This is a genomic window from Cupriavidus sp. BIC8F (assembly GCF_032465815.1).
GTDB lineage: Bacteria > Pseudomonadota > Gammaproteobacteria > Burkholderiales > Burkholderiaceae > Cupriavidus > Cupriavidus necator.
This window is the reverse complement of record NZ_CP136094.1, coordinates 3,740,573-3,758,306: the sequence shown is the minus strand read 5'-3', so window position 1 is coordinate 3,758,306 and position 17,734 is coordinate 3,740,573. Positions and strand designations below refer to the sequence as shown.

The 17,734-nt window shown below is 61.1% G+C and carries 18 protein-coding genes and 1 pseudogene; 14 read left to right on the top strand and 5 right to left on the bottom strand.

Going from position 1 to position 17,734, the window contains the following annotated elements; all coding sequences use genetic code 11:
• Position 1: 1 nt before the first annotated feature.
• From RS901_RS17415 to RS901_RS17375, 9 genes and pseudogenes are all read left to right on the top strand, one after another.
• A complete protein-coding gene (locus RS901_RS17415; RefSeq protein ID WP_316150036.1) occupies positions 2 to 862 on the top strand; it encodes a DUF4123 domain-containing protein in 861 nt (286 codons plus the stop codon).
• 295 nt (positions 863 to 1,157) lie between these two features.
• A pseudogene (locus RS901_RS17410) lies at positions 1,158 to 1,241 on the top strand (DUF3304 domain-containing protein); the annotation flags it as partial.
• Positions 1,242 to 1,262: 21 nt separating this feature from the next.
• On the top strand, positions 1,263 to 1,484 hold the full coding sequence (locus tag RS901_RS17405; RefSeq protein ID WP_316150035.1) for a hypothetical protein: 222 nt from the start codon (positions 1,263 to 1,265) through the stop codon (positions 1,482 to 1,484).
• Between the two features lie 124 nt (positions 1,485 to 1,608).
• Complete coding sequence (locus RS901_RS17400) at positions 1,609 to 2,226, top strand: DUF3304 domain-containing protein (RefSeq protein WP_316150034.1); 618 nt, start codon at positions 1,609 to 1,611, stop codon at positions 2,224 to 2,226.
• Positions 2,223 to 2,420 carry a hypothetical protein gene (locus RS901_RS17395; RefSeq protein ID WP_316150033.1) on the top strand — a complete coding sequence of 66 codons (198 nt, stop codon included), beginning with the start codon at positions 2,223 to 2,225 and terminating at the stop codon, positions 2,418 to 2,420. The genes RS901_RS17400 and RS901_RS17395 overlap by 4 nt, the downstream gene beginning before the upstream one ends.
• A gap of 15 nt (positions 2,421 to 2,435) precedes the next feature.
• Positions 2,436 to 4,463, top strand: a complete 2,028-nt coding sequence (locus RS901_RS17390) for a DUF2235 domain-containing protein (protein WP_316150032.1) — start codon at positions 2,436 to 2,438, stop codon at positions 4,461 to 4,463.
• A gap of 26 nt (positions 4,464 to 4,489) precedes the next feature.
• The gene (locus RS901_RS17385) at positions 4,490 to 4,771 is read left to right on the top strand and encodes a PAAR domain-containing protein (protein ID WP_316150031.1); all 282 of its coding nucleotides are present in this window, start codon (positions 4,490 to 4,492) and stop codon (positions 4,769 to 4,771) included.
• Complete coding sequence (gene icmH, locus RS901_RS17380; protein WP_316150030.1) at positions 4,758 to 5,762, top strand: type IVB secretion system protein IcmH/DotU; 1,005 nt, start codon at positions 4,758 to 4,760, stop codon at positions 5,760 to 5,762. The genes RS901_RS17385 and icmH overlap by 14 nt, the downstream gene beginning before the upstream one ends.
• Positions 5,763 to 5,966: 204 nt before the next feature.
• On the top strand, positions 5,967 to 6,728 hold the full coding sequence (locus tag RS901_RS17375; RefSeq protein ID WP_316150029.1) for a M48 family metalloprotease: 762 nt from the start codon (positions 5,967 to 5,969) through the stop codon (positions 6,726 to 6,728).
• Between the two features lie 82 nt (positions 6,729 to 6,810).
• Here RS901_RS17375 and RS901_RS17370 read toward each other — a convergent pair whose 3' ends face one another.
• Together RS901_RS17370 and RS901_RS17365 are read right to left on the bottom strand one after the other, a co-directional pair.
• The gene (locus tag RS901_RS17370; protein ID WP_316150028.1) at positions 6,811 to 7,245 is read right to left on the bottom strand and encodes a universal stress protein; all 435 of its coding nucleotides are present in this window, start codon (positions 7,243 to 7,245) and stop codon (positions 6,811 to 6,813) included.
• Positions 7,246 to 7,421: 176 nt separating this feature from the next.
• Entirely contained in the window at positions 7,422 to 8,372 is a 951-nt protein-coding gene (locus RS901_RS17365; protein WP_316150027.1) for a LysR family transcriptional regulator, read from the bottom strand.
• A gap of 281 nt (positions 8,373 to 8,653) precedes the next feature.
• On the opposite strand from RS901_RS17365, the gene RS901_RS17360 reads away from it, so the two are divergent.
• Both RS901_RS17360 and aceB read left to right on the top strand, forming a co-directional pair.
• Complete coding sequence (locus RS901_RS17360) at positions 8,654 to 9,355, top strand: haloacid dehalogenase type II (protein ID WP_316150026.1); 702 nt, start codon at positions 8,654 to 8,656, stop codon at positions 9,353 to 9,355.
• A gap of 50 nt (positions 9,356 to 9,405) precedes the next feature.
• A complete protein-coding gene (gene aceB, locus RS901_RS17355) occupies positions 9,406 to 10,992 on the top strand; it encodes a malate synthase A (protein ID WP_316150025.1) in 1,587 nt (528 codons plus the stop codon).
• A gap of 101 nt (positions 10,993 to 11,093) precedes the next feature.
• Here aceB and RS901_RS17350 read toward each other — a convergent pair whose 3' ends face one another.
• On the bottom strand, positions 11,094 to 11,705 hold the full coding sequence (locus RS901_RS17350) for a nitrogen fixation protein NifQ (RefSeq protein WP_316150023.1): 612 nt from the start codon (positions 11,703 to 11,705) through the stop codon (positions 11,094 to 11,096).
• 527 nt (positions 11,706 to 12,232) lie between these two features.
• Here RS901_RS17350 and RS901_RS17345 point away from each other — a divergent pair.
• The gene (locus RS901_RS17345; RefSeq protein ID WP_316150021.1) at positions 12,233 to 12,478 is read left to right on the top strand and encodes a DUF1484 family protein; all 246 of its coding nucleotides are present in this window, start codon (positions 12,233 to 12,235) and stop codon (positions 12,476 to 12,478) included.
• Between the two features lie 265 nt (positions 12,479 to 12,743).
• Here the strand turns inward: RS901_RS17345 and RS901_RS17340 are convergent, their stop codons facing one another.
• Together RS901_RS17340 and RS901_RS17335 are read right to left on the bottom strand one after the other, a co-directional pair.
• Positions 12,744 to 13,190 carry a hypothetical protein gene (locus RS901_RS17340; protein ID WP_316150020.1) on the bottom strand — a complete coding sequence of 149 codons (447 nt, stop codon included), beginning with the start codon at positions 13,188 to 13,190 and terminating at the stop codon, positions 12,744 to 12,746.
• 342 nt (positions 13,191 to 13,532) lie between these two features.
• Positions 13,533 to 14,804: a patatin-like phospholipase family protein gene (locus tag RS901_RS17335; protein ID WP_316150019.1), complete on the bottom strand. Its 1,272-nt coding sequence runs from the start codon at positions 14,802 to 14,804 to the stop codon at positions 13,533 to 13,535.
• A gap of 373 nt (positions 14,805 to 15,177) precedes the next feature.
• Here RS901_RS17335 and RS901_RS17330 point away from each other — a divergent pair, with 373 nt between their 5' ends.
• Both RS901_RS17330 and RS901_RS17325 read left to right on the top strand, forming a co-directional pair.
• Positions 15,178 to 16,059, top strand: coding sequence for a transporter (locus RS901_RS17330; RefSeq protein WP_316150018.1), 882 nt, complete (start codon positions 15,178 to 15,180; stop codon positions 16,057 to 16,059).
• A gap of 237 nt (positions 16,060 to 16,296) precedes the next feature.
• Positions 16,297 to 17,721: a DUF2252 domain-containing protein gene (locus RS901_RS17325; RefSeq protein WP_316150016.1), complete on the top strand. Its 1,425-nt coding sequence runs from the start codon at positions 16,297 to 16,299 to the stop codon at positions 17,719 to 17,721.
• Positions 17,722 to 17,734 lie beyond the last annotated feature (13 nt).

Here is a 17,734-nt window from a genome sequence, read left to right as displayed (position 1 = left end):
GATGACAGAAGAAGAAAGCGCAGTTCATATCTACGTGCTGGCCGATGGCGCCGTGCACCCGACTCGCATTGGTGCATTGCTGCGTGAATCGGGCGCCGACTTTCGAAATGTGTATGCCGGCCTGCCCGAAGCCGATGCTGGCGACGCCTGCGTATTCCTGGCGCGGGTGGACGATCCCAAAGCGCCCTGGCTAGCGCAATTCGACGCGATGGATTTGCGGGCGCCATGCATCACGCTCATCTGGAGCCGGGTGGACATTGACCGCCTCGCCCGTCATTTGCATCAGTTTCTCGTCGCGGACATTGGCGAAGGCATGACCGCCCTGATTCGCTACTACGACCCGCGCAACCTGCTGGTGACGATGGAAGTCTGGGGCGACGACATCGTGGAACGGATCATGCGACCCATTCAGCAATGGAAATACCGTGGCTACAGCGACGAATGGCAGTGCATTGATGGGCCGATGGAGGGTGAGAGCACGCAGGACACGCCGCTTTCCATCCAGCTCAGCCAGGAGCAACTGGACCGACTGACCGAACACTGCGAGCCGGATCAGTTGCTTGCGGCACTTGTGGAGGGCGGCGTGGTTGATGGGGCAGATCCTTATCTCACGCGCTTCATGGATTTTCTGCCCCGTTACCAGCGTGCCGCCGGGTGGGGGCTGACAGAGCCAGCGGATCGAATGTACTTCTGCGAACTTTCATACCGATACGGCGCCGACTTCGATGCCCACCATGACATGCGACGTGCATTGGAAGAGCGTGCCAGTTCCGGGCAAACCATGATCGCCTGCGCGGATGGGGTGCATCCATCCGTCTGGGAACAGTTGGCGAAAAATGCAAACCGGGAGGTCAACGCATGAAATTCTTGTTCGTGTGGGCTTTGATGGCGGTGTGCCTCGTCGTTCTGCCGGGCTGCAATCAAAGCTCGGTTGTTGGAAATCTCCCAAGCGACGATCCTGACGCCATGATGTCAAGCGATGTTGAGGGCCGGAACTACACCCCCTACTACGTTGACAGGTTCTACATAGCGGGGCACGACAACGGCATCGGAGGCGGCGGTCCAAACATTGATCCGGTAAGACCCGACTATATACCGACAGAGAGCGTGGCGCCTGCTGTGGCACGTTTCCGGTCCACTGGCGCCCGGGGTTAAAGGTCACGGTCCGCTGGATTGCCAACAAGAAACTTGATGGGCACGCATGGGGTTCCTGGTACAAGGCTGAGGCGGAAATTCCCGAATATGGCACGACCACTTATGGCATGTGGGTCATCTTCCTGCCAGGTGATCGCGTCAAGGTCATGATTATGGACGGGAATGAAAATGGCCAAAACAGGGTAATGGCTCGGCCTGCTGACGACGATCCATACGTGGCAGTCGGGCAGGTGGACGACGAAGCGAATCGTGAGGAAGAGGGAAGACACCTCAGAAATTTTGGCAGCGTAATTAAAGCAGACCCATCTATCGGAGATTTGAAACAATGAGTGTATTGCGAGGGTCTGAAAAACGCCGCAGGACGGCCGGGCAAACCATGATCGCTTGCGCGGATGGGGTGCATCCATCCGTCTGTGATTAACTGACGAAGCATGCCGAAGGGGGTGCCAAAGTATGAAATTGCGACTCGTGTCGACATTGATGGCGGGATGCTTGGCCTGCCTATCAGGCTGCGAGCCCCGTGCGGTGCAGACAGCTGCTGATCCGGAGGAGATGCTCTCGGGCGGCGTTAGTGGGCTGAACTATTCCCCGTACTACATTGCTACCTTTGACATTACCGGAGATAACGGCATATCAGGCGGCGGCCCCAACATATCACCGGCGACTCCAGACATCACACCAGCGGGTGGAGGGGCAGAACAGTGCTGCATTTCGTACCCGAAGAAATGGCGGCGCGGCATTAAGGTTAGTGTCCGTTGGATTGCCAACAAGAAGCTCGACGGTTACGCGTGGGGTTCCTGGTACAAGGCTGATGCCGAGATCGCAGAGTATGGCCCGCGCACAGGCGGCATGTTTGTCATTTTCCTGCCAGGGGACCGCATCAAGGTCATGGTACGGGACGGAAATGCGAACGGCCATAACAGCGTTGCAATTCGGCCGGCAGATGATGATCCCTACCTTGCCGTTGGTAAGGTGGACGATGAGGCGAATCGTGAGGAAGAGAAAGCACGCCTGGTTAGATTTGGGGAGGTAATCAAGGCGGACCCATCGGTTGGAGAGGTGAAACGATGAACGTATTGCGATGGCCTGAGAAAATGCCGGACGGCGGCCTGCTGGCAAAAGGCAAAGCGGCTTATGACCTCGGCAAAGGAAAGGTCCGCGACTGCGACGCAGGATGCGAGCAGACGCTGCATGTCAGCTTCTTCTTCGACGGCACCAACAACAACGACGACAAAGACAATCAAGCTTTTCAGGATTCCAAATAGAAAGCCCACACAAATGTGGCGAGGCTCTTTACGGTTGCGCAAGATATCCAGGCGAAAGGTATCTACAAACACTACATTGCCGGCGTCGGAACCATCTTCAAGAAAATCGGCGAAATGGAGTACTCCTCGTCCGGAAAAGCGTTTGCCGTCGGCTACGGGCGCCGCTGTGTTTGGGGCTATACAAGGTTGCTGAATTCCATCTATCAGTCGATTGCAGCCCCTGACGCCGCTCTAATTTCCGATGATGAAGCCAATACGCTCTGCCTGGCTGCGGCTGACAGCTACCGCTCGTTTTCCAGCGTGTTCGACATGAAGCATAAGAAGCTGGTCGGGTGGCAGCGCGATCGCAAGCGCGACGGCCAGCGCAACAAGGTTGTCAAGCAGGTATGGATCAACGTCTTCGGCTTTTCGCGTGGCGCTGCCGGAGCCCGCTCGTTCATCGGTAAGCTGACCCGCGACTGGGCTCCAGGCGGCAAGATCGCCGGAGAGATTCCGTACAGGGTCAACTTCATGGGGTTGTTCGATACAGTGGCGTCGGTGGGGCCGCCCGATTCGTTCAAGTCCGCCCTCGATATCAGCGTGTTTGACGGGCATTTCGCCTGGTCGAATGACGCGCTGATGAACATTCCCAAGGACGTGCAGCGTTGCGTGCATTTCTTTTCCATCCATGAGCAGCGCATGAGTTTCCCATTGGACACCATCCGGGAAGGCGGCGCTTATCCGGGAAGCTCAGGCCAGCGACTTGAGGTTGCCTTTCCGGGGGTGCATTCCGATGTCGGAGGCGGCTATCCGCCAGGGGACCAAGGCAAGGCGCGGGATGGGGATGGCGACAAGCTCAGCCAGATTCCGCTGCACCAGATGTATATCGAAGCGTTGCGGGCCGGAGTGCCTTTGCAATTAGAGGAGGAAATCATTCGCGTGCACGGTAAGCAGCATGATCTGGTGCTGAATAAGCCCTTGATCGACGCCTTCAACCGTTGGCTAGACAGGACCGTCGAAACTTCGCGCGTGGAAGATGCCTTGCGATTCGGCATGCGCCAGAGCCTTGCGTGGCGCACCCTGCGTGCCCGATGGAACAAGGGCGGCTATGTGACCAACCAGCCGTTCTTCCTGGCAGCGCATGAGGACGGCATGACGCCGCACCAGTTGGAGCAGCAGGTCGACAAGGCCATGAAAACCGATGCCGAGGCGATCAAGATTCGCAAGCGCATCGATGAGTTGGCCGCTGCCCGCACGGTGCTTGGATTGGCCGGGATGGCGCAGGAAGGATACATCAGCGCAGACCAGATGAAGGAGGGCGAGAAGCTGGACAAGCAGGCAAGGCAGGCCTGGGATGCGCTCCAGCGGCGTCGAGAGCAGAAGTACCAGGAGGTTGCACGAGCGAAGGATAAGACCCGCCCCGGAGAGGGGGCCGCTGAGACGGTGACCAACGACCAGCACGATCTCCGCGAAGCTGCCGAGGAATTCCGGCTGCTGCTGGGCTATCTTCATCCCGAGCAGCGGGCAAGCCTCGGCGTGGAGCTATCGCCCATGACGCCGCGACTGCCTGCGGTAGACGTTCACATGCTTTGCCCGTTACGCGTTCCGCTGGCGGCATATACCAACCCTACCGGTCAATACCTCTGCGTGCCGCGCGAGAGCAACCCCGACAGCAAGCGAGTGCTATTGATCCCCAAGGATTTCTACGTCCAGACCGCGGTATTTTCAGAATTCGACGCGGAGAAATTCGATGTCCTGGTGCTGCCAGCCAGAGACATGCTCGATCAGTTGCGCGCCTGGACGGCGCCAGCGGTGGTCGACCAATTCGCGCGCCAGGAGCAGGCAGCCATTGCCCTGTTCGACAACTATATCCACGACAGCCGGGCTTGGTTCCGCGTGCCCGACTTCCATGAATATGCGCCCGGTGGTTATGGATGGGCGCGCGTGTTCTTCATCGGCCATGACAACTGCGTGCGGCATCTGGGATTCGGCACGGGTGCGCTGGTCAAGAGTGTCAATACGGGTCCAAAGCCTACGCCTGCGGAAATGGCGATGCATGATTAACAATACAGCGATTGGCTAAATCGATCATGACAAAATCAGTCATCGTCGTCGGCGACGTGAATTCGAGCAACGGCCCGGTCATTACGGGTTCCAGTGCAGACACCATTGACGGCCGGCCGATCGCCCGCCTGGGCGACCTGGTGGCCTGTCCTGGCAAATATCCGGACGGTCGTCCTCACGGTACCAACCCGATTGTCGAAGGCGACACTTCCATGATGGTGGGCGGCAAGCCGGTGGCCCTGCACGGGCACCGCTGCCAATGCGGCTGCACCCTGATCGGATCGGTAACGGCACATGTTGGAGACTAATCCCACCCCTCGCAAAGCCCCGTCCTGGTTGCCGAAACAGGGCAGCCAACCGGGCGGCAAGCCATCACCGAGCCCCAGGGAGAAGCCGAAGGCAAAGCGGAAATCCGCCCAGGACATCGATGCGGCCATTCAGGGCAAGGATACGGAACCGGTCACGGTCGCCCCCTACGATGACGCGGCGCTTGCGAAGCGACTTAAGGCCATTCAGGCCGCCCCCAATCCGCTCCGTGAGGCAGCTCGGCCACTACTGCGGGCAATGTGTGACCTGAAGCCGAAGATGAAGCTTCGGCGCAGGCAGGTGGAGCAGTTGCGCGCCTTGCTGGAGCGCGAAGTTCACGCATTCAAGACGCTATGCCATCAGGCGAACATCGAGTCCGACCAGATCACCATTGCAAGCTACACGCTTTGTTCGGCACTGGACGAGGCGGCACAGCATTCGAAATGGGGCGGCGGAAAAGATGGCGCCGGCGTCTGGGCACAGATGGCGTTATCCAGCCAGTTCCATGGAGACCGCGAAGGCGGCATCAAGGTCTACCAACTGCTGGCACGCGCCATTGAGGACCCGCACGGCAAATACGACCTGATAGAGTTGTTCTATCTCGTCATGAGCCTTGGGTTCATGGGCCGCTATCGGGTGGAAGCCGGAGGAGACCGGCAGCATGAGCATATCCGGCAGAAGCTCTACGAACGATTGAAGTCACAACATCCGCCGGTGCGGGATGCACTATCCGGCGATCTGGAGGTCTCTAAAGAACGGAACTTCCGGCCGCTGTGGGGTATTCCAGTATGGATGGTAGTCACCGCATACGCGCTTGCGGCGCTTGTCGCTTTTGGATATTTCAAATATCAACTATCGACCCGCGCGCACGAAGTCGCGCGGGAGATCGAGGCGATTGGGGACGCAGCGGCGTCAGCGCTGCCTCGGGCGCTACCCCCAGCAGATGTCAAGGTTGGCGGCAACGAATCGGGAGATGGCAGTCGCAAACAGTGATTGCCCGCGAACAGGTTGGGGGGCGCGGCCCCGCATCGCCGGCATCAAAGCGCTGGGCCTGCGGCGGGCGCGAATTTGCTGGAACGCAATAAATTGTCACTTTTGGCAACTTGCAGCATTTGGGTGATTCCCGCCGTAAGAGAGATGGCTTAAAGTGCCGGGGCCTTTATCGGCACTTCCGAGCCACTCACCAAGAACAACATCATGAAAGCATCTCTCTCGCTCGCTTCCTGCGCCGTCGCGGCGGCACTGCTGGCCGGCTGTTCCGGCGGCATGCCCACCAATCTCGATGGCGTGATGAGCGCCGGCACTTCGCTGGCCAAGGCTGCCACGCTGTCCGACGCCGACGTCAAGAGCCTGTCCGACCAGGCTTGCGCCGAGTCAGACAAGACCAACAAGATCGCCGCTGCCAACACCACCTACAGCAAGCGCCTGGTCAAGATCATGGGCGGGCTGAAGAACAGCGATGTGCCCAACGTCAACGCCAAGGTCTACATGACCAAGGACGTCAACGCCTGGGCCATGGCCAACGGCTGCGTGCGCGTCTACAGCGGCCTGATGGACATGATGACCGACGACGAAGTGCGCGGCGTGCTGGGCCATGAACTGGGCCACGTGGCGCTGGGCCACACCAAGAAGGCCATGCAGGTTGCGTACACGGCCACGGCCGCGCGCGGCGCGGCGGCAGCTGCCGGCAACAGCGCTGTGGCGGCGCTGTCGCAGTCGCAACTGGGTGAACTGGGCGAGCAGCTGATCAACGCGCAGTTCTCGCAGTCGCAGGAAAGCGCGGCGGATGACTACTCGTTCGACCTGCTGACCAAGAACAAGGCCAACACGCGCGGCCTGGTGACGGCGTTCCAGAAGCTGGCCAAGCTCGACGGCGGCAAGTCCAGCATGTTCTCGTCGCACCCGGGCTCGGAAGACCGCGCCAAGCATATCGAGCAGCGCATCAGCAAGGCTTCGTAAGCGGCCTGCGCAAGCAAAAAACCGCCCGCACCGGCATGACCGGTGCGGGCGGTTTTGCTTTGCTGGCGCTGCGCGCCGGGGGTCAGCGGTAGACGATCACCGGGATGTCGGTATGCGTCAGCACCTTCTGCGTCTCGCTGCCCAGCAGCAGGCCGGACAACCCGCGCCGGCCGTGCGACGCCATGAAGATCACGTCGCAGCCATGGCGCTCGGCCGCGTCGATGATGCCCAGGTAGGGCACCGCAAAGGTCGACATATCTGCATCAAAAATCACGCCCGCCGCCGTGGCCAGGTTCTCGATCTCTTTCAGATACAGCTTGGCCTGATTCTCGATGCGGTCCTTGAAGGCCTGTGGGGCCTCGACCACGATTTCGCTGAACGGCGTGTAGGGGTACTCCTCCAGGCAGACATAGGCCGTGATGCGAGCGCCGATGGCCTTGGCGAGCTCCAGCCCGCCGTTGATGGCTTTCTTGGAGAGTTCCGAGCCGTCGGTGGGTAGCAGGATATGTTGGAACATGCGGGGCTCCTTTTCTGACTTGGGGATCGGGGCAGGGCAGCCAGCTGGCATCGGCGGATGCCGGGGCGCCGGGAAGCGCCTGTCACGAATCCATTGTAGTCAGTGTGCCGAGAAGGGCATTGCGCGGAATCAATTGCAATAAAAGTGTCTCAGCACACCGGCAGCGGCCCCATCCTTCAGTCCGCCAGAACCTCCGCAACCGGCATGGCCGCGGCCTGTTCGGCCCGGCGCCAGTAGGACGGGTTGCCGTAGGTGTTCTTCAGGTGATCGATAAACAGCCGCACCCGCAGCGGCAGGTGCTTGCGCTGCGGAAACACCGCGTGGATGCCGATCGGCGGCGCCTGGAACTCATCCAGCACCGTCACCAGCCGCCCGCTGGCGATCTCGCTGCCCACCTCCCACCAGGAGCGCCACGCCAGCCCGTTGCCTTGCAGGCACCACTCATGCAGCACCGCGCCGTCGCTGCATTCCATGGTGCCGCCCACCTTGACCGTGACCGCGCGGCCTTCCTCCTGGAATACCCAGCCGCGCTGCACATTGGCGCTGGCGCCAAAGGCAAGGCAGTTGTGGCGCTGCAGGTCTTCCGGCGCCGTGGGGCGCCCGGCGCGCACCAGGTACTCGGGCGAGGCCACCACCACGCGGCGCGTTTCGGCCAGCCGGATCGATACCAGGCTGGAATCGGGCAGGTCGCCCAGGCGGATGGCGCAGTCGAAGCCTTCATTGACCAGGTCGACCACGCGGTCAGACAGGTCCAGCGTGATCGAAACGTCCGGGTGCGACTCAATAAACAGCGGCACCAGCGGCGCCACGTGCTTGCGGCCATAGCCCGCCGGGGCGGTCACGCGCAGGTGCCCGCTGGCCTTGACCCCGCCGGCAGAGACGCTGGCCTCGGCGTTGTGCAGGTCGTTCAGGATGCGCTGGCAGTCCTCCAGGAAGGCAGAGCCTTCAAAGGTCAGACTGATCTTGCGCGTGGTCCGTACCAGCAGCTTGACGCCCAAGCGCTCCTCCAGCGCGTCGATGCGCCGCCCGATGATGGCCGGCGCCACGCCTTCAGCCGCCGCCGCCGCGGAAAGGCTGCCGCGCGAGGCGACGGATACAAAGGTCTCCAGTTGTTTGAAATGGTCCACAAATGTTTGCCCGATGTGCCTGCGGTGTGCCGGCATGGTCACACAATCGGTGGCGTTGCGTCCATATGGCCGGCAGTGAGGAGGATTTGGTGCGGAGTTCTGTTTTAGTCAGCCAAGATTAGTGGCGTAAAAGTAAAAGATCAAGTGACCCGCGACCACTTTGCCGCACTGCAGCGTCTCCCTACAATTCGATGCATTCAACGGTGTACAGAGCCACGCAGCTGTGGTCTGCTCGTCCATCCACCCAGTCGCCCGTACCGTTGCAGGTTGCCCAGGCCCTCATGAACAAGATCCGCGCAGTCGTCTTCGATGCCTACGGCACGCTGTTCGACGTGTATTCCGTCGCCGCGCGCGCGGAACAGCTGTTCCCGGGCCGCGGCGAGGCGCTGGCGCTGCTGTGGCGGGACCGGCAGATCGACTACACGCGCATCCGCACCATGGCCGCCCCCGATGGCTCGCGCTACAAGCCGTTCTGGGCGATCACCGTGGACGCGCTGCGCTACGCCGCCGAGCGCCTGAACCTGACGCTGGACGAAGCCGCCGAAGCGCAGCTGCTCAAGGAATATGCGTGCCTGTCCGCGTTCCCGGAGAACCTGGGAGCGCTCAAGCGCTTGCGCCGCGCCGGGTTGCCGCTGGGCATCCTGTCCAACGGCAATGCCGAGATGCTGGACATCTCGGTCAAGAGCTCCGGCATGCATGGCCTGTTCGACCATGTGCTGTCGGTGGACGCCGTGCGCCAGTACAAGACCGCGCCGGCCGCCTACGCGCTGGGGCCGCAAGCCTTCAGCCTGCCCGCGGAAGAGATGCTCTTTGTCTCGTCCAACGGCTGGGACGCCTGTGGCGCCACCTGGTTCGGCTACACCACGTTCTGGATCAACCGTGCCGGCCATCCGGCGGAGCGGCTCGACGTAGCCCCCTCCGGCACCGGGCATGACATGAACGACCTGCTGGAATTCGTCCGCGCCCGTGGCGTGGCGGTGTAGCAGGGTCCCTTCAACCAAGCCTTATCGCTATCGAACACAGGAGAAGACTGATGGCTATCACGCTGCCCGCGGGCATGAAGATTACCGGCGAGATCCTGCCGGCCTACGAAGATATCCTCACGCCGGAAGCCCTGGCCCTGGTAGACAAGCTGCACCGCGCCTTTGAACCGCGCCGTCAGGAACTGCTGGCCGCGCGCGTGGCACGCGCCAAGCGCCTGGACGCCGGTGAGATCCCCGACTTCCTGCCGGAAACCAAGAGCATCCGTGAAGGCGACTGGAAAGTTGCCCCGATCCCCCAGGCCCTGGAATGCCGCCGCGTGGAAATCACCGGCCCGGTCGAGGCCAAGATGGTCATCAACGCCTTCAATTCGGGCGCTGACAGCTACATGACCGACTTCGAGGATTCCAACACCCCCAACTGGCACAACCAGCTGCAGGGCCAGGTCAACCTGAAGGCCGCCGTGCGCCGCACGCTGACCCTGGAATCCAAGGGCAAGCAATACAAGCTGAACGACAAGATCGCCACCCTGCAAGTGCGTCCGCGCGGCTGGCACCTGGACGAGAAGCACGTCACCATCGACGGCAAGCGCGTCTCGGGCGGCATCTTCGACTTCGCGCTGTTCCTGATCCACAACGCCAAGGAGCAGATCGCCCGCGGCGCCGGCCCGTTCTTCTACCTGCCCAAGATGGAAAGCCATCTGGAAGCGCGCCTGTGGAACGACATCTTCGTGATGGCGCAGAACGAAATCGGCCTGCCGCAAGGCACCATCAAGGCCACCGTGCTGATCGAAACGATCCTGGCGGCGTTCGAGATGGACGAAATCCTCTATGAACTGCGCGAGCACAGCGCCGGCCTGAACGCCGGCCGCTGGGACTACATCTTCTCGTGCATCAAGAAGTTCAAGAACGACAAGGACTTCTGCCTGGCCGACCGCGCCAAGGTCACCATGACCGCGCCGTTCATGCGTGCCTACGCGCTGCTGCTGCTCAAGACTTGCCACCACCGTGGCGCTCCCGCCATGGGCGGCATGAGCGCACTGATCCCGATCAAGAACGATCCGGAGAAGAACGCCATCGCCATGGAAGGCATCATCAGCGACAAGCGCCGCGACGCCACCGACGGCTACGACGGCGGCTGGGTTGCCCACCCGGGCCTGGTCGAGCCGGCCATGAAGGAATTCGTGGCAGTGCTGGGCGACAAGCCCAACCAGTTCGGCAAGCAACGCCCGGACGTGCAAGTGAAGGGCGCCGACCTGCTCGACTTCAAGCCGGAAACGCCGATCACCGAGCACGGCCTGCGCATGAACATCAACGTCGGCATCCACTATCTGGGCGCCTGGCTGGACGGTAACGGCTGCGTGCCGATCCACAACCTGATGGAAGATGCTGCTACGGCCGAGATCTCGCGCTCGCAGGTGTGGCAGTGGATCCGCTCGCCGAAGGGCAAGCTGGAAGACGGCACCAAGGTGACGGCTGAGTTGGTGCGCAAGCTGATTCCGGAAGAGCTGGCCAAGGTGAAGGAACTGGTGGGTGGCGACACCAAGACGTATGACCGGGCTGCCGAGATCTTTGAGCAGATGTCCACGTCGGAGGACTTTGCTGAGTTCCTGACGCTGCCGCTGTATGAGGAAGTTTGAGCGGGTAGGGCTCTAGCAGGATGAAAAAACCGCAGCTTTGGCTGCGGTTTTTTCTTTTGAAGTTCAACTCGGGTATCGCCGAGGCGACCGGCACCGACGCCTTAGGGCTTCGCGGAGGTCAGCATGGAAACCGGCTGCGAGGCGCCCACGCGAGCTTCCGACCCATGACAGTTTTCAAACTGGTCACAACCACTGCAAGAAGGCTCCGGGCACGGATGCAGATCCAGCCGCTCGCAAACACGGTGGTAGAAGAACTTCTTCCATTTCATGTCTGTCGTGTTGCCAAGGAACACCGGCTCGAACATCTGGCGCAGCAAGTTCGAAACGTCTTCGCGCCCTGACAACCCCATGTCCTGCCACAGGTGGGTCCGGCCAAAGCATCCGCAGGCAAGCGCATGCGCGGCCCAGCGAACGAGCCGGGGATCGGCCCCGGCGGACTGTCCACTCCAGAGCATCTCCACCAGATCGCCGAACTCACAGGGCAGGGCGCCGGGATCGGCAGGTGCCGCGTCGGGCTGCCAGCCCGCCGTTGCGGCGCCTGGAAAGCAGGCGTCCAGCATCAACCTGAATTCGTCTGGCGGCAGCCCCAGCCATTGGGCGAACCGGGGCAGGCAGCCCGCGGCGGCGCTTTCCAGCACACCCGACAGCGCGCGCGACACGGCATCGCCGGGGTGAGCGGCAAAGGCATCGAGCAGGAGAAGGGAGCGATTCATTAGCGAAATATAGAGCCGTATATAACGCTAGTCAAACGCTCCTTGCTCCGGACGAAATCAAGGGGGTGCTGAAGCTTCTGGCCGGACGCCGGCCAGGGACCGCTCAGCCATCCACGCCGACGATCAGATCCCGATTTGTACGAGTTGGAAGTGGCGCTGGCCTCTGCGGGGGGAATAGTGATCATTCGGCAGTGCGCATGACCACACCGCCACTGTTGCGGGCCTTCAGACCGAAAGCGAACGCTTTGCGATTCCTCTTATCGCCGCAGGCATCAGGGAAGGGAACACTAGGCCCGTCGCCGAAACAACGGTGACCGGGCGTAGCAACCCGAACAATCAGCAGGTGCCGTTTCTGACGGTCTGGGCCAGCGTCTCCATATGCCAATCAATGGCGGGCCGGGCGGGGCAGCCGTAAGGCTGGCCGGGTTTTCTGCTGGGTTACCGGCATTGCTGCCCCCGCTGTCAAGCCCGCCACCCTCCAACTGAGTGCATCAGGCGGGTCCTCCAACCTTCCCTAGGAGCTCGCAATGCAAGACCAAACTGCATCGAAACAAGACATCATCCTGGCCGCCATTCCAGACTGCCTGTACTCGCTTGGACGCGTCAGCGCCGGCCTGGGCTGTGTCCTGCCCCTGCTGGAAGTTGAAAGCAAACGGTCAGAGGTGTGCCACGGCGTGCATTGTCTAGTGGCGATGCTCAAAGCGCAGCTTGATCAGACTGCGGAGGAGCTTCTCCGGACGAGTGAATTTGGTTCTGATGTTGCCGCTGCATGAGAAATGCTCCGGCCGGATGGAAGACTGCAGCTTCGGCTGCGGTCTTTCCCTCTGGCTATTCGCGAACAACAGTGGGTCTGTTTGCAACGCGGCTGACCGACTCTGGCCAGTCTGAGTCAATCGGACTCAGAATCTCGAGGGCTGGACTTGGCTCGATTGCAGTCGTTCCAGTATGGGTCCTTGGGAGCCCAACAGCCACGCATGGGCAGCCCTGCACACCCGTGACGGCCGCTTCGGTCGCTGCGTGGCCGACGTTCGTGGCGAGTCAAGAAGTCCCCGCGTCCCTACTGGGGCGATCGATGCTGCCTCCCATCGCCTTCAGCCCGATGCCGGCAGCCAGAGCGACAACGGCGACACCAGTCAGATAGAGGCCTGGTGCAGCCAGGGATCCTGTCGCATGCAGGAGCTGCGGCACAAGGAAGGGGGTGGCGCCCGTGAAAATGACCGTGGCAAGGTTAAGCGAAAGTGCAATGCCGCTGAAGCGGACTTCAGTGGGAAAAAGAGCCGCCAACAGGAATGCGTAGGACCCATTCACCAGTCCGCCCACGGCCCCAATGATCGTGAAGGCCGCGATCACGTCGAGCCTCTGGGCGGTAAGCAGTGCATAGAATGGGTAGCTCCCTGCCAGCATCAGGATCGTCCCGAGCCGATGCCAGTGCCGAGACGCGATGCGGTCACCCAGGCAGGCAAATAAAAGGAGCGACGCGCACATCGTGGCAATCCCGATGTTCTGCCCCTCGCTGACCAGACGCGGATCGCCAGTTGTTCGCGCGTGACGTAGCCCTGGTTTGCCGCCGTGGCTGGGATGGCCTGCGCCGCGTCGTCGCTGGAAGCCCGTACGGTCACGGCAGGCAGTTCACGGCCTGAGGATAAGGGCTTATGCCCTGCAGAGGATAAGGCCTTATCTTGGCCGCAGGCCGACATCATTCGTCAGCAGAACCGATTGGCACGGCCTCAGGCGTTAGCCACAATGCAATCGGCAGCCGATGGCCCTCGACCTGGGAAGTGGCGCTGCCGCCGATGCCCCCAAATCAACGGAACCCGATATGTGAGGCTATTTCGTCGTAGCAGCCGGCAAGGCGAACCCAGGTGGTGCCTTAACCCAAGGGTAACCCCTCGACGCCATGCTATAGCCAGTGTCATAGAGTGCTCGCATGTAATCGGTGTCGAATTCTTCCTTGTGCGGCGCCTTGAAACTCGCCGGGATAAAGGCAAGATTGAAATCAACGCCATCACGCTCCGTAGTGGCATAGATGCGGTAAAGGTCGGCAACACCCTGGCTTTGGATCAGCGTAGAGACCGCGCGAGCGGCAATGCTCATAGTGGAGCGCTGAACCTGCGCCCAATCCATATCGAGCCTGGCGTTGCGGATCACATAGAGTTTGCGCTCCCGGTTGACGCCGACCGAAGCCGCCTCGTCCTTAATGCGTATCCCCGCCGGGTAGGCGAATACCTGTGCGACGATGCCCCCGTCAACATGCATTTCCTGATAGCGCTTTCCGTCGACTTCGACATCAATCATCATCGGCGGGACGCCTCCAGGAATCGACGCCGACGCCACCATGACTTTTACAAACAGATCCAATGCCTTGGGACCCCCGTAGCTTGCGATCTTGCCCATATCCCAAATGATTGGACGGCGTGCATCGAGGTCGGCAGTGGCAACCAACAGCATTCGGCCTTTTTCGTACTCCGCTGCAATCTCTTTCAGTAAGTCCTCGGTCACGGATTTTCGCGTCAGCCTTACCAACGGCGCATTATCGGCCATCCCGTCGCTCAGCACGCCCGCGAGAATGCTACGCGGTTCCAATACGTCTTTTGGGGAGATGGTTGTGTAGACCTCTTTCAGCGTCGAGTCGTACTTCTGCCCGAGGAAGGCGAACGGTGCAATCAGAGCGCCGGTGCTTATGCCGGTAACGAGCTTGAACTCCGGTCGCGTTCCGGTCGCGCTCCACGCATTCAGTAGGCCGGCGGCAAATGCCCCATTGTCCCCACCACCCGAGATCGCGACGAACACCGCTGTTGGCATCGGGCCTTTTTTCCCCTGCTGCGCAAGGTAATTCTGTTCGCGCTTTAATGCTTGGAAAGCCGCTTCCCTGAGTTCCGGAATGTCGATCCCTGCCGTGTAGCGTACGCCGGGCATGCCGGGAATTTCAGCCTTCGCTGTTGCTTCGGCGGGGACTGCCGGTAAGCGTGCCGGGGTAGTCGAGCACCCCTGCAGTACGAGCATGGCAGCAGCGATCAGGCAGAAAACAGCAGATGCCAGGTTCATTCCGCTGCCGGCACTACCCCGCAGTAACTCCGCTGCCGCGAACAGTCTGCTCATGATGTCGTCCTCCTTGCGCTGAGTTGGTCATCTGCGCCGCGGACGGCGGAATAGTTGCGTGTGAGCTTCCATCGGGGCCCTACCCATTTATAGGCTACACGCTGACCGATCGGGATTTGGTCCGGCCCGGCCTGCAAGGAGTCCATTTGACACGACGGGACGTCGCACAAGTGTGAGACTGCACACAAAAGGCGCCTAGTTTTGCACTGCTCTGGCCTAACCTTGCTTTGTCGGCATGCACAAGGAATTGGTGCGGAATGTGATTCCTCTGATTTCACCATGGGAAACCCAGAGGATACGTAGCACCGGCCTTGCGCTGACGGGGCGGTGCGAGCGACATCGCCATCAGCATTGGTCAGTCAAGAGCTGTTTGGTGTTTGTGCTGTTGCACTGCTGGGTGGTTGCCGACGCACAGGAGCTGGAAGCACGCGCCTACTCCGCGGCGCCGACGGGGACAAACTTCTTACTTGCCAATTACGCCCGGCAAACCGGACAAGCACTCACGGACCCATCTCTGCCCATCTCCGATATTCGCGCGAGGTTCAATCTGTTTGGGATCGGTTATGCCCGCGTGTTCGATTTTGTCGGCCGTAGTGCTTCCATTGGCCTGTTTGTACCGTTTGCTGATGGAGACGTGGCCGGTAAAGTCTTCGATGCGCCAAATCAGGTACATCGCGCGGGACTTGGGGACATCCGGCTGCGGTTGGCAGTGGACTTGGTTGGCGGACCGGCAATGACGCGTGAGGAATTCGCCCAGCGTACCCCCGGCACTATTGTTGGTGCGAGCCTGCAGGTCATAGCGCCCACTGGTCAGTATGACCCGGCACGCCTGATCAATTTGGGCACTAACCGATGGGCGATCAAGCCCGAAATCGGTGTCTCGCATCCGATTGGCAATTGGTTCGTCGAGGTTGACGCTGGGGTATGGTTCTATTCGGACAACGATGCATTCCTTCGCAGCCACCGCCGCAGCCAGGCACCGCTTGCCGCGCTGCAGCTTCACGGCGGCTATGACTTCCGGCCAGGCTTATGGATTGCCGCCGATCTCGGCTACTTTTTTGGTGGCGAGACGGCAGTTGACAGCAGCACCAACGGAGACAGGCAGCAAAACTCCCGCTATGGCGTCACGCTTTCCCTACCGCTGGCAGGCGGCTGGTCCGCCAAACTGGCAGCGTCGAAGGGACTCTCGACCAGGTTCGGCGGCGCTTACAAGGCAGTCTCGCTGACAATTCAGTACCGTTGGTTTGATCACTGAGCGGAGGCGGAGAGGCGGCATGAACTCTGCACCCGAGCGTAGCGCTTCATGGCGCCATCACCATCGGCGCCTCTTCGTGTCGATGCGGTTGTTGTGTGATCGCTGGATTTCCCTGCGTATCTCCGGACACCGCCCAACCCTCAGGGTGACAACGCTACCGCGCGCCTGAACTCACGCGGTGAACTGATACCAAGATGACAATACGAGCCGCTTCACGCGATGCAGAAGGGAATCTCCATGAACAAGCCCGACACACGTAAGCACCTGGCCTCCGCGCTCGAGGCCGGAGCGACTTACCTGACCGCAGAAGAGCGCGCAGCGAAAGGGCGGGCGTTGCGAGATGCAGTCCCGCGCACATCGCAGGCGGGATGGATGCCGCCTCCGAACCGCCGCGACCCGGTCGAGCTCCTGATGGAATCCAACGCAGGCCGGCTGTTGGATCTGATCCCGATTCGCTTCGGACGCATGTCCACCTCGCCCTTCGCGTTTTACCGCGGGGCGGCTTCACTGATGGCTGCCGACCTCGCCAATACCCCCAGCAGCGGGATCCGGGTGCAGGCGTGCGGAGACGCGCATCTGATGAACTTCGGCGGCTTCGCGACGCCAGAGCGCAACCTGATCTTCGACATCAACGATCTCGACGAGACGTTGCCGGCTCCGTTCGAGTGGGATGTCAAGCGACTTGCGGCGAGCGTGGTCATCGCAGCCGAGCATCTGGCCCTCCCGAAGCGGGATGCGGCACGTGTGGCCATCGATCTCGTCCGCGAATATCGCGAACGGATGTTTAACTACGGATGGATGCGTGCCCTGGATGTCTGGTACGACCGGATCGATCTGCAGAAATACCTGGGCCAGACAGGCGACCCTGAAATCATTGCCGCGGCGCGCAAGCGGCTGGCAGAACGTATCGAAGCAGAGAAGCGCAAGTCGGTACCTGAACATCTGTATCCGAAACTTGTTTCGGAGGAAGGGGAAAGGCCCAGGATCAAGGACGAGCCCCCGCTGATCTTCCATCCAACCGAGGAGCAGGCGCCCGGCCTGGCTTCGGGGTACACCGAAGCCATTGCTTCGTACCGGGAGAGCCTGCCCGAACATACGCGGATCTTATTCGACCGGTTCCACTTCTTCGACATGGCATTCAAGGTTGTCGGCGTGGGCAGCGTTGGCACAATGTGCGGCGTGGGCCTGTTCATGGCCGCGGACAACGACCCGCTGTTCCTGCAGGTGAAGGAGGCGCGGTCGTCTGTGCTGGAGCCATATGCAGGAACGAGCCGGCACCCCAACCATGGCCAACGTGTCATCGTGGGTCAGCGCCTCATGCAGGCGGCGAGCGACGTCTTTCTTGGGTGGACCCGGGGCAAGAATGGACGCGACTTCTACGTCCGGCAGTTGCGCGACATGAAGCTGTCCGCGATCATCGGAGACTGGGATGCGAGCATGCTAAGACAATATGGCCGGATGTGCGCGCACGCTCTGGCCCGCGCGCATGCCCGCTCGGGTGATGCCGCGATGATCGCGGGGTACATGGGCTCCGGGCAGACTTTCGACGACGCGATCTGCGAGTTCGCGACCGAGTACTGTTCCCAGAACAAGAGCGATTACCGTGCATTCCTCAGTGCGATCAGAGAGGGGCGGATAAAGGTGGTACTCGAAGAAAAATAGTTAGGCCTAATTG

Coding starts and splice junctions, on each gene's coding strand:
- RS901_RS17415 (WP_316150036.1), top strand. CDS start 2: ATGACAGAAGAAGAAAGCGCAGTTCATATCTACGTGCTGGCCGATGGC.
- RS901_RS17405 (WP_316150035.1), top strand. CDS start 1,263: ATGTGGGTCATCTTCCTGCCAGGTGATCGCGTCAAGGTCATGATTATG.
- RS901_RS17400 (WP_316150034.1), top strand. CDS start 1,609: ATGAAATTGCGACTCGTGTCGACATTGATGGCGGGATGCTTGGCCTGC.
- RS901_RS17395 (WP_316150033.1), top strand. CDS start 2,223: ATGAACGTATTGCGATGGCCTGAGAAAATGCCGGACGGCGGCCTGCTG.
- RS901_RS17385 (WP_316150031.1), top strand. CDS start 4,490: ATGACAAAATCAGTCATCGTCGTCGGCGACGTGAATTCGAGCAACGGC.
- icmH (WP_316150030.1), top strand. CDS start 4,758: ATGTTGGAGACTAATCCCACCCCTCGCAAAGCCCCGTCCTGGTTGCCG.
- RS901_RS17375 (WP_316150029.1), top strand. CDS start 5,967: ATGAAAGCATCTCTCTCGCTCGCTTCCTGCGCCGTCGCGGCGGCACTG.
- RS901_RS17370 (WP_316150028.1), bottom strand. CDS start 7,245: ATGTTCCAACATATCCTGCTACCCACCGACGGCTCGGAACTCTCCAAG.
- RS901_RS17360 (WP_316150026.1), top strand. CDS start 8,654: ATGAACAAGATCCGCGCAGTCGTCTTCGATGCCTACGGCACGCTGTTC.
- aceB (WP_316150025.1), top strand. CDS start 9,406: ATGGCTATCACGCTGCCCGCGGGCATGAAGATTACCGGCGAGATCCTG.
- RS901_RS17350 (WP_316150023.1), bottom strand. CDS start 11,705: ATGAATCGCTCCCTTCTCCTGCTCGATGCCTTTGCCGCTCACCCCGGC.
- RS901_RS17345 (WP_316150021.1), top strand. CDS start 12,233: ATGCAAGACCAAACTGCATCGAAACAAGACATCATCCTGGCCGCCATT.
- RS901_RS17340 (WP_316150020.1), bottom strand. CDS start 13,190: ATGTGCGCGTCGCTCCTTTTATTTGCCTGCCTGGGTGACCGCATCGCG.
- RS901_RS17335 (WP_316150019.1), bottom strand. CDS start 14,804: ATGAGCAGACTGTTCGCGGCAGCGGAGTTACTGCGGGGTAGTGCCGGC.
- RS901_RS17325 (WP_316150016.1), top strand. CDS start 16,297: ATGAACAAGCCCGACACACGTAAGCACCTGGCCTCCGCGCTCGAGGCC.